This is a genomic window from Blautia sp. HA3515 (assembly GCF_059933065.1).
Genome location: NZ_JAYFUY010000104.1, coordinates 1 through 13,864, shown reverse-complemented (window position 1 = coordinate 13,864; position 13,864 = coordinate 1). Strand labels below are relative to the sequence as shown.

Here is a 13,864-nt window from a genome sequence, read left to right as displayed (position 1 = left end):
TTTTACATCTTTCATCCAAAATCACCCCCCTACTGATACATGGCAGAAGTCCCATTAAAATGTTCCAATATTTTTGAATATTTTTGAAAAAGTTTTTTCTCTTAAATTTCACAATCTGTCCGTTATTTTCTAATATTTTTCTTCTGCTGTCCATCTGTTTTCAGCGGACATAAAAACAGGCGGTACCCAATCTGTTTGAATACTGCCTGTCACTATAATCTTTTTGTATATCCTATGCGTTTTCCGCAGCCACCGATTGATGATATACTGCCAGTCCATTCCATCCTGCATGACACGCAGAACTGTAACTGTTTTCACTGCTTCATCCACAGTATAAAACAGCAGATAGGATTCACACGGTTTCATGTAAATATCATAACCACGATACCGGAAGCCTGTTGTATTATACCCGGTCGGAAGTGTATCAAGTGCAAGAACCGCTTTTTTAATCTTTTTGGAAAAGTTTTCTGCATATTCCATACTAATTCTGAAGGATATATTTCTTTTTTTCTTTCACATCCAGCTTGCCGCTCTGGGCAATGACAACTTTGTATTTTTTGTTTTCCATCCGTACCCCTTATACTGCATCAATTTCTGCCCATGCTTCTTCCACTGTCTGCACTCTGCCATTTTCCATATCGTCAATGGCTTCATCCAGCTTTGACAGAAGGACATCCATTGCATCGTTGATCGTATAAGTTGTTTCACGGGATTTCGTTGCCTGTGCCAATGCCATAACCATCACCCTTTCTTAAAATAGCACTCATGTTTCTGTCTTTATCATACCACGAACCATCAGAAATATCTATCATTTTTTGACAGTCACACAACACTGGATCTGATTTAATTATTCACACATTTTTTCATTAAACTTATAACCAACTCCCCACACAGTCTGAATATAGACCGGATGACTCGGATCATCCTCTATTTTTCCCGAATATGGCTGATATGGCTCATCACAATGTTGTAATCACCGGAATACGGTTCCTGCCAGACCATATCATAAATCTGTTCTTTACTGAATACCCTGCCGGGATTTTGAGCGAGAAGCTGGAGGATTTCAAACTCTGTATAAGTCAAGGCAATTTTATCATTATTCCGCATAACCTCTCGTCGCTCTAAGTCAAGCATTATTCCCTTGTGTTGTAAGTTCGATTTTAGATTCATTTTTTGAAATATAAATTTTTCTCTACCAGCATCCAAAATGGAAATAACAGATTCTATTAAATTTTCTTCATCTCCATCAAAAGATAGCAATAAAATTTTTCCTATACAGCTCACCTCATATTATTTCATGCTATAAAACACTATAACTTTACATTCACTTAAACCAAATGATACAATTTCCCCTCATGGATTTTAAGTACCACATCTGCAGCATCAGCTATTTTTTTGCTATGTGTTACGACAATTACACTTTTTCCCATTTCATGCGCACTTTTCATCAATATCTTAATAATTTCGTCTGCAATTTCTTCATCCAGATTTCCTGTAGGTTCATCTGCAAGCAATACCTTCGCAGGACTTGCTAATGCTCTTGCAATAGCCACTCGCTGCTGCTGTCCTCCTGATAACTGTAAGACCTGCCGTTTCCAGTCTTCCCTCTTTGGTATTCCAACCGCTTCCAAAATTTTCTCTATGTCTTTCTTTCCACCCAGCATCAACATTTTCTTCTGGAGTCAAATAATCTATCAGATTATAATTCTGAAAAACCAATGACATATTTTTCTTTCGATAGTTGTGTCAGTACCTTTTTTTCTTATATTTACCCCTTCATAATAAATTCCCCCATCCGTCGGAGAATCCAAACCTGCCAAAAGCGATAAAAAAGTTGTCTTACCGGAACCACTTGGTCCCAAAATGGCATACATTTTTCCTATCTCAAAGCCATATGATATATCATCTAAAACTTTTTTGCCTTTATTCGCCTTATAGTAATAGGCAACATTCTTTGCCTCAAGAACAATGTTTCCTGCATTTTTACTCATTTCTATAACCTCCTACCCCGTTATTCAGCTCATTTCACTTAATATCTGCTTCGGCCTTTTCTTCATTATCGTGATTCCTGCTACTAATACTGCAATAATCAAAATACCTGATATCATCCCAATATCCATCAGAACCATTTCTTTCGTCATACCAACCTCCACATCTTGTATTTTTAAATCCGGTGCAATATATCCATCTATATAGGTACCAGTATTTTCCTGTTCCTGCTGTTCTAACCTTAAGGTCTGCGTTTCTTTCGCTAAATATGAAGCTGAAGTCTCTGCAATAATTGGGGAAATTGCAAAGGATAACAACATCCCTATAATACTTATCATTACTGCTTCCCATAAAAACTGTACCCATATTTCAAATTTGCACTTTCCAAGTGACATCATAATTCCTATTTCTTGCGTACGATTTTTTATCCAAAACAGAAAAACTAAAACTAAAATCACAAGACCTGACACTGAAACTATTAGTAATAATCCCATACTCATCTGATCCATCTGCCCAAAATTTTCTGTCATATTTTTAATATTTCCATTATTATCAATTAAGTCATATCGTGACCAATCTATATTCGCTTTCTGTACAGACTTTTTAACTTGTCATCGTACTTCCCCTGCATTTTGGACTTTGAATATAGCATACTGATAGAAAGGATTTCCTTCATTTCCGGGTGACGGCTTCGGGAAACTCATATCCGTAAATATTGTATTTTCTGGACGATAAGAATCCCCATACATAATAGATTTTCGTTCTTGCTTTGTTTCATAAATTCCGATAATCTCGGCACTGTATATTGTGGAATGTTCTTTGTCATGGTAATCATTAAACTTTAATAAGTTCCCAGTTTTTAAATGGTTTAGTTCTGCCAATTCTTTCGAGATGACACAAACATCCCTGTCATCTTTTTCAATCATTCTTCCTTCAATCAGTGAAATCTTACCTGCAGATACGTCCATATCCATTTCCATTATGCGATTACCTCGTAGGTTGACACCGCCTACATCCGTACTTTGATCCATATCTGAATCTTCTATTCTCGAAAAATTGACCGGATTCACAACAGTTGCTATTGTTATCAAATTATATTCCTCAATCCCCTCCACCTGAGCTATTTTTTTTACATCATCTTCCTTAACCGTCTCAAATGAGTTATCTGTAACTACCATATCCGCCCCATTTTCTAACCATTTATGAGTAACTCCTCCATAACTGCCCTCCCGATCACCCAGTACATCCATTGCCTGATCTAATCGCTTTCTCCTATTCTCCTCATTTCCTTCTATGCGAAAGGTAGCCCCTATTGCCTGTCTTGTAGCGTCTTGTGTATAAATACTTGCTGAACGGCTTGCCATAGCACCTAAAAATAGGCCACTCATAACAATTACAATAAACAATAGAATAATACTTTTTATCGGTTTTCTTAACACTGAACGTACTCCTCTTTGTAAAACATTCATGTTATCCCTCCATTTCTGCTAAAATTTTTTTTGGCTTTGTACATAATATTGGAAAAAGTGAAATAGAAATAGAAAGCAATAAAATTATTGTTCCTGATAATATGAGATAACATATATCTTTATTTTGTGCATATATTTGCATAGATGTAAAAGCCCCAATACTTTTCCAATCTAAAAACTTTTCCAATACTATCAGCATCTTATCTCCAGTATAAAGAGCTATTATTGTAGAAAATCCAAATACTGAAAAGCATTCCAAAATAATCTGCATAAACAAATCTACTTTTGTTTTTCCAAGACTCACATAAATTGCTATTTCTTTCTTTCTGGCTCTCATCCACATAGACAAAAGCAATGTTATTACAAGTACAGACGATACAACCGATAATCCCAACATCATTTTTACAACCCTAACAACTTGTAAGAGCGGAATTTCCATTTTCTGAAACAGGTTATCTGCTTTCATCACTCTATAGTTTTTCAAAATGCGTGTTACTCTCTAGCTGTGTTCTGCTCAACTGCTCTGGATTATCTACATATACGATTAAGTTTTCATATCCGCACGTTTCTTGTAAATGACATACGAACTCGGGTTTTCCATAAATTGTATTTTCAATTCTGTTTACTGCTAATGGTTCCTTCCCTTGCTTTTCTTCTATACCCGAAATATAGATTCCTGATATGCTTGCCTGTGATTGTTCACCTGAATGAGATTTGAAACAAACAGTTTCCCCTATTTCCCATTGATTTACTTCTGCAAGAAACTGATTTACTACTATTTCACCTTCTTTGCGAGGATATTTTCCTTTCGTCAGATGAATTTGCCCGTCAGCAAATGGGCCATCATCTTCAAGGCTATCGTAGGCCATTATGCGCAATTTTTGGTTGTCTGCATCAACACTCTCACTTTTCGTTATAATTTTAAAATCCATTGGATATAACTGCACTTCTGCTACTCGATTTACCGCCTTCACATTTTCCAGTTTCTCAAGTTTTTTGTATTCATCATCCGTAAACAATTCCTCCGCTTTTTCCCGTTCGATCAACAATTTCGCTTTTGATTTCCCTAATAGTTCAATTCTTGGCTACTTCGGATGCCCGTAATATAGTGACAGTAGATAAAATCATTGTTTCGGTAATAAGCAATACCCAAAACAAGATAATCGCTTTTCCTTTTTTCCTGAAAAGGTAGCGGAATGCTCTTTCTGCAAAATTCATTCCCATTCTCCTTCCTTTTCAAATCGGTCAATAATTACCCTTTTAGCCAAAAACGTACCATCCTCCTGGTAATCCCCATACAGATAGAGCATTGACTGCTTTTTCACTTCTTCTTTCCGGCAATCCTCAAGCGTAATACCCGTCATCGTTGAATGAGAAATCTGAAAATAGGTATTTTCTCCATATACTATTTTCACCTGATTCATTTCTTCAACAACCGCTCCCGGAGCAGGAACCATTTCTGCATCATCCGTCTGCGTCCCTATGCTGATATTACATCCTGTGTCTGAAAATTCCAAAACAGCTCCACGCAAATCTGCATTTGCCAACACTTCTGAATCGTCCGCTGAGTTCTCTTTGTCATCAGCATTACTACTTGACTCGTTCTCGTAACCGCCTTCTTTTTTCTCTTGATCATTCAGTATATCAGATACATTCTCGGTAGTTGTCTGATTATCCCCTGTTACTTTTGAATCAAAATTTTTATTGCTGCACCCAACAACTGATACGGTTCCTATACAACCCAAACATAATACTATACATATTTTTTTCTTCATTTATAAAAAATCCTCCATTACATATTTTTTCTTTATATTATAAAAATTGAATGTATGATTTTCCCGTTTTTTTTATGTATTTTATATGTATAAAAAGGCTGTTGTGATTTTCCGTCACAACAGCCTTCTGGTTGGTTCATAACATCTTATTTCCACTTTTATGCCTTTTTCTGTATTTTCAATACAATAAGGAAACTGATGCTGTTCTAAAATCATTTTTGTAATATATAATCCCAAGCCGCTTCCACCAGTTCTTTTATTTCTGGATTTATCAATACGATAAAATGCATCACATAATTTTGGAATTTCTTTCTCATCAATAGATTCCGTTTCATTTTCAATCCAAAAAATTATTTCTTCACCTCTTTTATACACTCCAACCCATATATTTCCATCCTCATTCGTATATTTAATTGCATTTCCTACCACATTACTTATGACCTTCGTGAAAAGAGCTTCATCTGCCCGTATCCAAGTTGATTCTTCTATTCGTATATGAAACTGTAATCCCCTATCAATAGCCATATCTTCCTGTTCCTTAATCACATTCTCAACAAGTTGGTGAAGTGGTATATCTATCAATTTCAACTCAAATCCCGATGTTCTAATTTTTGAAACATACAGAATTTCCTGCACCATATTCTCCATGGAATTAGCTACTTCAAAAGAACGTTTTAAATATCTATCTCGGTCTTTATATCCCCCTACTTCTAATAACATTCCCTGAATTTGTCCTTTTAGAATTGTAATCGGAGTTTTTAATTCATGCGAAACAGCTGAAAAAAAAGCCATTTGTTGTTGTTCCAGTTGCTGCTCAAGTTTGATGCTTTTCTCTAAATCAGTATTTTTTTCTTTCAATTCATCCAAAGCACTCTCTAATTTTTCCGAAAGTTCGTTCAGATTTTCTCCCAAAATTCCAATCTCGTCCCTCCGGTCTTCTGTATATCGAACTCGAAAATCAAGATTTGCCATTTTTTTTGAAACTTCACTCACCTTTAAAATTGAACGCGTAATATATTTTGTGTATAAAGCAGCAATAGCTAATGCTGCCAAAAAAGTAATAGCCCCCAACATAGGTAAAATTCTTTTTAATGATTCCAGTCCAATATTTACTTTCTCCTTGTTTCCAAACACTTGAATCCAATATGTTTTTCCATTCGTTAACTTACAGGAATAAGATTCCGTTATCCCACTGCCTAACAGAATATCTTCTACATCTGTTCCAGGAGCCAGTGAATATTCCATATCTCCATATATACCAAGTACCTTTTCGTCACTATCTTTTAAGACAATAGAAATCCCATGCTCCAATGCAAACATTTTTAATATTCCATCTATTTCCTGCACTGAAGTATTCGATAATTGAAGTACCATTTTTTCCGTCTGATTACTCAAACTTCTATCCAACTCTAAAAAATAGCTCCGTGACATCCCCAATGCAACCATTCCATAAATCGCACTACCAACAGTAATCAATAAGCATACTGTAATTATAAATATTTTTGTAGACAAATGTTCTCTAATTAGCTTTATCAATTCGATACCCCACCCCTCTTACCGTTTTTATATAATCCCCTGCTTTTCCCAATTTTCTCCGCAAATTTTTGATATGATTGTCAACTGCACGTTCTTCACCTTCAAATTCATATTTCCATAGACGATTTAAAAAGCTCTCTCTTGTTATCACGCATCCCTGATTTTCAATCAATTCTTTCAAAATTTCATATTCTTTCTGTGTCAAATCAATTAACTTTTTCCCTATTTTCACTTGATAATTTCCTACAATCAATATTATCTCTCTGTATTTTAACTCGTGATCTTTTGTTATATCTACTCCTTCATATCTACGCAGAACAGCTTCTATTTTTTTTATCATAATTGGAAGAGAAATCGGCTTGGGGATATAGTCATCTATTTGCATTTCAAATCCCTTTATCTGGTCTTCTTCTCTTCCCAATGCACTTATCATAATGATTGGTACTTCCGATTCTTTTCGTATTAGTTCACAAACTGCATACCCATCCATTTTAGGAAGTAAAATATCGAGCAGTATCAAGTCAATTTGTTCTTTCAGAAAAACCGCAATACCATCTATTCCATCAGATGCCGTAATCACTTCATACCCTTGATCCTCTAAAAAAAACTGTATCAGCTCTTGAATATCCAAATCATCTTCTATAATTAAAATTTTTTTCATTCTTAGCTACCTCTTATTTTCCGTTTTTTTTATTTTATACAGTTTTTCTTGTAGTTTTTGTGTATTTCGTTTTTTTAGTATCAACTTTTTTCAAATTACTATCTTAAACAAACACTTACTTTTACATTATCATTTTAAATGTTGAAAGAGGTCAGCAAATGCTTTTCGCACCTTCTGTCGCTTTTCACTTATGCTTCATTTATTGCCTTTTTTCTTTGCTAATCCATATCTATTTCTGGCTTCCTTGCTTCCTGTCTGTTCCAACATTTCCTTTTTCTTTGTTTTTTAGCGTATTTCTGTATGGAATTAAAATTGCTTCCATATGCCTATAATACTTGAGCGAACTCGATTTGCGGTTACTGTCTCCCCGAACGTTGCCGCCCCACAGGAATCAAAATGTCCCATGCCCATACGCATGAGTGTGTCATACTGGAGATAACGCATGATAGTGTAAAGCTCGGTCATACTGTTCGATACGGGAGTACCTGTAGCAAAGGTAATCCCTCTGCCGCCGGTCAGTTCATCCATGTACCGGCATTTCATAAACATTCTCCCGAACTTTTCTGTGCGTCCGTCTGTGAGATACCCGCCACGTTCCGCATTTTTGTATACAAAAAAAGGTTCTTAAAACTATGGCTTTCATCCACAAACAGCCGGTCTACGCCCAACTGTTCAAAAGTTACTACATCATCCTTTCTGGTCTGGTCATTGAGTTTCTTTCATCCTCGCCTGCAGACTCTTCTTTGTTTTTTCCAACTGCTTGATGGTATAATTCTGTCCTGCCTGATGTGCCGCTTCTTCAATGGAGAACGTAATATCTGCAATCTGATCTTCCAGCATGGCGATCTGCCGTTCCCTTGAAAGAGGGATTTTCTCAAACTGTGTATGTCCAATGATCACGGCATCATAATCCCCTGTCGCAATACGGGAACAGAACCGTTTTCGGTTTGCCGGCTCAAAGTCTTTCTTCGTTGCCACCAGGATATTTGCTCCCGGATAGAGACGTCGGAAATCGCCCGCCCCACTGCTCGGTCAGATGGTTTGGCACAACATAAAGATTCTTCTGTGAGAGTCCCAGCCGTTTTGATTCCATACCAGCTGCGATCATCTGGAACGTCTTCCCTGCTCCTACGCAATGAGCCAGAAGGGTGTTATTTCCATACAGCACATGAGCCACTGCATTTTTCTGGTGCGGCATCAGGGTGATCTCCGGGTTCATGCCGACAAACTGAATATGGCTTCCATCATATTCCCGTGGACGGATGCTGTTAAATCGTTCATTATAAATCTTACAGAGATCTTCCCGTCGGTGCAGATCTTTAAATATCCACTCCTTAAATTCCTCTTTGATCAGCTCCTGCTTCTGCTGTGCCAGCATTGTTTCCTTCCGGTTTAATTCCCGGTGTTCCCCCTCGGCATCCTGTACCGTGTCATAAATCTTGGTATCTCTAAGGTTTAAGGCATCTTCCAAAAGACGGTAAGCATTGGCTCTCTGTGTTCCATATGTGGAAGTGACAAGGGCATTTCCGTAGCTGTCCACATTCTTTCCCCATAACATTCCACTGTCCGGTCACTTCGGCATACTGGACTTTGACCTTGCTCCCTACATAATATCTTGGTGTATGGAATGTTTCTGCCATGAACCGTGTAATGTAATCCTCGGAGATCCAGGTTGCCCCAAGTCTTGCTTCAATCTCTGATGCATCCAGATCTTTTGGCTGTACCTGCTCCAAATACTGCACATTCACCTGATATTCCGGGTGATCTTCTGCAAACTGTTTGGCGATCTGCAGTTTCTCCCTCACATTTCCAGAAAGATATTCGTCCGACGGCTCCCATTTTTCACCGGTCGGATTCTTAAAGATCACCCCTGCCAGTTCTTCTGTAAGCTCCTCTTCTGTTTTCCCTGAAAGCTGTGCCATATAGGAAAGGTCAACGCCTGCCCTCTCACCAATGCAAACCGCAAGTGCTTCACTGGCAGTATCCACGGAAGTTACCGTTTCTGCCCTGCGGATCGTCCTTTTGGTAAAAATATCCGCTTTCCGTTTCAGTTCTCCCTTATCATCCAGAAATTCCAGAGAAGTCAAAAGACAATAGCTGCTGTCCTGACTGAATGCCCTCTTATTGGCATTGCTGCTGATAAGACCATATTTTGCTGTAAAGATATCATATTCTTCATTGAGTTTTTCCTGCAGCTTTGTGATCTGCTCATCGCTTCCCTCTTCCATCTGACACCGGATCAGTTCATTCGTAACATCACGGATCTTCACCATCCCTTTGACACGTTCCGCTGTCATTGCCGGAAGCTCCATGCAGTTCATCACAGAATTTTCCCGGTAATAGACTTCCTCATTCACTACGGTAAAACTGAAATTCTTTACATCCGGGTCTGCCGGTATAAAGACAACATCCTCCTCCAGCTCTGTATCCGAAAGTTCCAGTTCCGTGATCGTGCCATGGATATTCTGGACAGCTTCTTTTAATTGTTCTTCTAAGGTAATTCCTTCTTTTGGTTTTACGGTCACTTCCTGCTTTCCATACTGGGTACTTTCTGTAGTAAACTCACCAAGCACCATTTCCGGATGCTCTGCAAAATAAGCATTGACTGAATAGCCTTCTGGTGTTTCCTTTAAATTTAACCATTCCGGTTCCTCAATGGATGCCCTGTCCCTTTTCTGGAAAAACAGAATATCAGAAACAACGCTGGTATTGGCATTTCTCTGGAACGCATTATTCGGTAATCGGATGGCTCCAAGCAGTTCTGCCCGGTTTGCGATATACTGTCTCACTGCCGGGTTCTGCTTATCCATCGTTCCACTGGAAGTTACCACTGCAACTACACCGCCAGGACGGACCAGATCAAGGGATTTTGCAATAAAATAATCATGGATCATAAAATGATGCCGGTCATATCTGCGGTCACTGACCTGATACGCCCCAAATGGAACATTGCCTATCACACAGTCAAAAAAGCTGTCCGGATAACTGGTTTCCTCAAATCCCTGTACTGCAATCTTGTTTTTCTGGTAAAGCTGTTTTGCGATTCTTCCCGAAACCGGGTCGAGTTCCACACCGTACATATTGGCTTTGCCCATACTCTCCGGGATCAGTCCCATAAAGTTACCGACACCACAGGACGGCTCCAGAATATTTCCCTGTTTCAGTCCCATATTTTCCAGTACTTCATACATACTTCGGATCACGGTCGGGGACGTATAAAAAGCATTTAAGGTCGATGCCCTTGCTGCACTGTATTCTTCCGGCGATAAAGTATTCTTCAATTCCAGATACTCATTCGCCCAGCTGCTGTTACTCTCCTCAAATGCCTGTGGGATACCACCCCAGCCAACATAACGGGATAAGATTTCCTGTTCTTCGGGTGTTGCCAGACGTTCTTCTTTCTCCAAAGTCTGTAACAAATGGATAGCTTCCATGTTTGCCTTATACTTTGCTTTCGGTCCGCCTGCACCAAGGTCATTATCCTGGATACGGAAGTTGTGTGGTTCTATCACGGCTTTTTCCGGTTCCTGACTTTCCAAAATAGATTCTTCGGCAGTAACCTCTTCCTCTTCTATTTCCTCCACATCTGACATATCTACTACGGTCGGTTCTGCCACTGCCTTCGTATCCAAGAAATCAAACATGGTCATCTGGTGTCCGGATGGTTCCGCAAAAGACGGTTCTGCTTCCGGTGTCGGGAATATCGTATAGGTTCCTTCTGCATACTGGTGGAGTTCCGAAAGAAGTTCTGTTTTCTGCTGATAGTTTGTCCCATACGCTTCAAAATCCAATGGCAGAGCTGCCAATGCTGCATCCATCTTCTGTAACAGTTCTTCTGTCTGCTCTGGATTCTCTAATACTGCGACCATTTCTTTTCCTGGTTTTTCCCAGAAGAAGTCATCTGTAAAGGGTCTGCCTATCTCTTCCGGAAGACGGTCATAAAAGCGGAGTACCTTATTCGCCATCTGCTCTCGTTCATATTCCGGCATACGAGCGTAATCTTCTGCCTGCAGGAACTGGTCATTCTTTATCAGATAAGCTACTCTGTTTGCAACTTTATTCCAGGATAATAAAATTGACGTATATGGATTCCCATAAGCACCTCTTGCAAGAAACAATCCTTTTCCATCATAGTTTGCATGTGAATCATCGGCACCAGACAGTGCATGACTGCTTCCACCGATCCCATACTGTTCCTTGATAAAACCTGTCCTCGATCTTTCATCTTCATGAAGTAGATAAAAGGAATACGTCCTAAGCCTGCCCTGCGAATACGCTCCACCTCCTGCAAGATAAGCATCAATCTCATCCTGTGTAATGAACATCGGATGTTCTTTCCAGGCAAAGCCGTCCCTAGCCTGATAAGGAATGACCTCATCCGCAAACTTCTGAAACTGCTTTGAGATATTTATAGGATTATAATGATGGAAACGCATAATAGAATGATTTTCTTCATAGGCTTCTGCCAGTGCATCCAGTCTTTCATTCAGTTCCGAAAGCCACTGGGGATCCTCCAGCTTTTCTTCCAGATAATCCGTGATCTCCGGATAGATACTGCGAAGATGTGGTAAATCCTCCTCATCGAAAACAATCTCCGCTACTCCTTCTGCCATATCCCCTTTCATATAGGCAAGAGCCTGGGCGTGTTCTTTTACTGCATTACTTCTTGCCGCATCCAATACAGACTGCGGTGCATATTCACCCTGGTCTAAAAGCTGATGGATACGTCCGCTGACATCTTCCCATGATAAAAATGCCTTATCTAAGATATGGTCTATAACCGTATGCCCTACTGCGATCTGCATCCCGGTTTCATCAAACCAGACTGAATATTCATTTCCATCAATCTGAAAACCTTTTCCACCTTTACGGTATTCACGCTTCACAAACTCCGTATATTCCTCCGGTATCTGTTCACTCATGAAATTATAGATGATCCGGAGCTGGCTGGCTTTCCGGTTTCCTCCTGTCCGTAAGATCTCATCAACAACTTGCTCTGGAATCGGAATTTCTCCGGCATAAAGGGCAGCTGCCCTTTCCTCGATCTGCCGTCTTTGTTCATTTGCGGTGGAATATTCGGGCAAAGATAAAGCAGAGGCGATTTCTTCCTCTGCTTTGCTTAATCCATCTTCTCTTGTCTCTTCGACTAACTGTATACCAATTCCGTTAAGATGCTCTCTTCCGCTGTTGCCATCAGTGCGTTCATGTGTGCTGTCCATGCCATCGGATCTGCTTCCTTGTCCGGTGCCGGATTCTTCTCCAGCAATTTCTCCATCTGGTTGTCCATTCTCTCCTGTGCTGCTTTCTCGATCTGTTCCAGATGGCTGTTCAGCTTTCCGGTCAGGAACAGGCTCTGATAAAGGCTGTTCTTGTGTTCTTTCAGAAATGTCCTCCGCAGCATCCCGTATTTCCCGATCGTCACTTCTTCCTCTTCGACGGTCAGATTCGGAAACAGGTAATCTCCCTTGCGATGATATGTCAGTTCCATAATCGGTTCCTCCTTCATTTTCAATATTTTCTTCTTTTTTCGTTTCTGCATCCCAGCTTTTAGTTTTACGCATTAACGTGGTAAAGTTATTATAATTCCTTTCATTGGAATTTTCAACCTCTTTTCTCGCTTCTTCCAGAGAAATTTTATGTACGGTCTTTCCAATATCAATCAGAATACTCTCACTGAGCTGGCTTGCCGCATTTCCAAGGAAGGTGAGAACTGACAGACGGTTATAATCTGTGATATGCATGAAGTCCTCTTCTTCCAGAAGTTCCATCGGGTCAAGCCCGCATCGCCTGGAAAGCAGATAGTAAACACTGTCTGTTGCCAGCTGACGAAAATCACTGCGGATCGTCACCTCATCCAGATCTTCCAGATAAGTACCTTCTACAGCATATTCCAATCCATCCAGGTATTCCTCCAGATTGTCATTGACCATTTCCCTTGCGACCGCCATCAATGCGTCCTGCAAAGTTGCCGCATCCTTTTCTTCCAGAGCATAGACTTCTGCCAGATGGGTGAGGATCTCTTCTCTCCTGGTGTTCCTGCATCTTCCAAAGATATGGGCTTCTGCCTCCGGCTACCATGTGGGTATCCGAAATATCAAACACATAACGAAGTTTGGTATTCTGCCAGGTTTCATCAAACAAGGCAATTCCTCTTGCACCACGATTTACCCAGCGTAACATCTTTTCATTCCATAGTTCCAGTGATGCACAGGCTGTTGCGTCTGGACGCTGTGCATGGATCAGAAGCTGGTCTGAAAAAGAATAACGATATAACCTTGATGCTGTGTCCATATAATCCATCCAATCCCCTGGCGAACTGCTCACTGATACGGCATGTTCCTGCACCAAGTTTCGGATGTCCTGTAGTTTAGACATTAAACTTCCCTCCTATCAATAAAAAAACAGCCCACTCTTTTTTAGAATTGGCTGCATAC

The 13,864-nt window shown here is 39.8% G+C and carries 11 protein-coding genes and 2 pseudogenes; all 13 read right to left on the bottom strand.

Features of this window, described 5'->3' with window-relative positions; genetic code table 11:
• Nucleotides 1-129: 129 nt before the first annotated feature.
• Nucleotides 130-480, bottom strand: a complete 351-nt coding sequence (locus R1Y93_RS09195) for a type II toxin-antitoxin system RelE/ParE family toxin (RefSeq protein WP_500822575.1) — start codon at nt 478-480, stop codon at nt 130-132.
• Nucleotides 481-577: 97 nt separating this feature from the next.
• A complete protein-coding gene (locus R1Y93_RS09190; RefSeq protein ID WP_154108127.1) occupies nt 578-736 on the bottom strand; it encodes a hypothetical protein in 159 nt (52 codons plus the stop codon).
• Nucleotides 737-927: 191 nt separating this feature from the next.
• The gene (locus R1Y93_RS09185) at nt 928-1,284 is read right to left on the bottom strand and encodes a winged helix-turn-helix domain-containing protein (RefSeq protein WP_500822574.1); all 357 of its coding nucleotides are present in this window, start codon (nt 1,282-1,284) and stop codon (nt 928-930) included.
• Between the two features lie 44 nt (nt 1,285-1,328).
• Nucleotides 1,329-1,991, bottom strand: a pseudogene (locus tag R1Y93_RS09180) (ATP-binding cassette domain-containing protein).
• 24 nt (nt 1,992-2,015) lie between these two features.
• Nucleotides 2,016-2,519 (bottom strand): ABC transporter permease, encoded by a 504-nt coding sequence (locus R1Y93_RS09175; RefSeq protein WP_500822573.1) that lies wholly within the window; start codon nt 2,517-2,519, stop codon nt 2,016-2,018.
• Nucleotides 2,520-2,600: 81 nt separating this feature from the next.
• Nucleotides 2,601-3,458, bottom strand: a complete 858-nt coding sequence (locus R1Y93_RS09170; protein ID WP_500822572.1) for a hypothetical protein — start codon at nt 3,456-3,458, stop codon at nt 2,601-2,603.
• A 1-nt stretch (nt 3,459) separates the two neighbouring features.
• Nucleotides 3,460-3,942 carry an FtsX-like permease family protein gene (locus R1Y93_RS09165; RefSeq protein WP_500822571.1) on the bottom strand — a complete coding sequence of 161 codons (483 nt, stop codon included), beginning with the start codon at nt 3,940-3,942 and terminating at the stop codon, nt 3,460-3,462.
• Complete coding sequence (locus R1Y93_RS09160) at nt 3,929-4,504, bottom strand: hypothetical protein (protein ID WP_500822570.1); 576 nt, start codon at nt 4,502-4,504, stop codon at nt 3,929-3,931. Before R1Y93_RS09160 ends, R1Y93_RS09165 begins: the two co-directional genes overlap by 14 nt.
• A 28-nt stretch (nt 4,505-4,532) precedes the next feature.
• Nucleotides 4,533-4,676: a hypothetical protein gene (locus R1Y93_RS09155; RefSeq protein ID WP_500822569.1), complete on the bottom strand. Its 144-nt coding sequence runs from the start codon at nt 4,674-4,676 to the stop codon at nt 4,533-4,535.
• A complete protein-coding gene (locus tag R1Y93_RS09150) occupies nt 4,673-5,233 on the bottom strand; it encodes a hypothetical protein (RefSeq protein WP_055056590.1) in 561 nt (186 codons plus the stop codon). Before R1Y93_RS09150 ends, R1Y93_RS09155 begins: the two co-directional genes overlap by 4 nt.
• A gap of 114 nt (nt 5,234-5,347) precedes the next feature.
• The gene (locus R1Y93_RS09145) at nt 5,348-6,769 is read right to left on the bottom strand and encodes a HAMP domain-containing sensor histidine kinase (protein WP_055056589.1); all 1,422 of its coding nucleotides are present in this window, start codon (nt 6,767-6,769) and stop codon (nt 5,348-5,350) included.
• Nucleotides 6,753-7,430, bottom strand: a complete 678-nt coding sequence (locus R1Y93_RS09140; protein ID WP_055056588.1) for a response regulator transcription factor — start codon at nt 7,428-7,430, stop codon at nt 6,753-6,755. The genes R1Y93_RS09145 and R1Y93_RS09140 overlap by 17 nt, the downstream gene beginning before the upstream one ends.
• Nucleotides 7,431-7,781: 351 nt before the next feature.
• A pseudogene (locus R1Y93_RS09135) lies at nt 7,782-13,805 on the bottom strand (helicase-like domain-containing protein); the annotation flags it as partial.
• Between the last annotated feature and the right edge of the window lie 59 nt (nt 13,806-13,864).

Excerpts from the sequence above, each read along its gene's own strand:
- R1Y93_RS09175 (WP_500822573.1), bottom strand. The coding sequence starts at position 2,519 with ATGACAGAAAATTTTGGGCAGATGGATCAGATGAGTATGGGATTATTA.
- R1Y93_RS09150 (WP_055056590.1), bottom strand. The coding sequence starts at position 5,233 with ATGAAGAAAAAAATATGTATAGTATTATGTTTGGGTTGTATAGGAACC.
- R1Y93_RS09140 (WP_055056588.1), bottom strand. The coding sequence starts at position 7,430 with ATGAAAAAAATTTTAATTATAGAAGATGATTTGGATATTCAAGAGCTG.
- R1Y93_RS09190 (WP_154108127.1), bottom strand. The coding sequence starts at position 736 with ATGGCATTGGCACAGGCAACGAAATCCCGTGAAACAACTTATACGATC.
- R1Y93_RS09155 (WP_500822569.1), bottom strand. The coding sequence starts at position 4,676 with ATGAATTTTGCAGAAAGAGCATTCCGCTACCTTTTCAGGAAAAAAGGA.
- R1Y93_RS09195 (WP_500822575.1), bottom strand. The coding sequence starts at position 480 with ATGGAATATGCAGAAAACTTTTCCAAAAAGATTAAAAAAGCGGTTCTT.
- R1Y93_RS09170 (WP_500822572.1), bottom strand. The coding sequence starts at position 3,458 with ATGAATGTTTTACAAAGAGGAGTACGTTCAGTGTTAAGAAAACCGATA.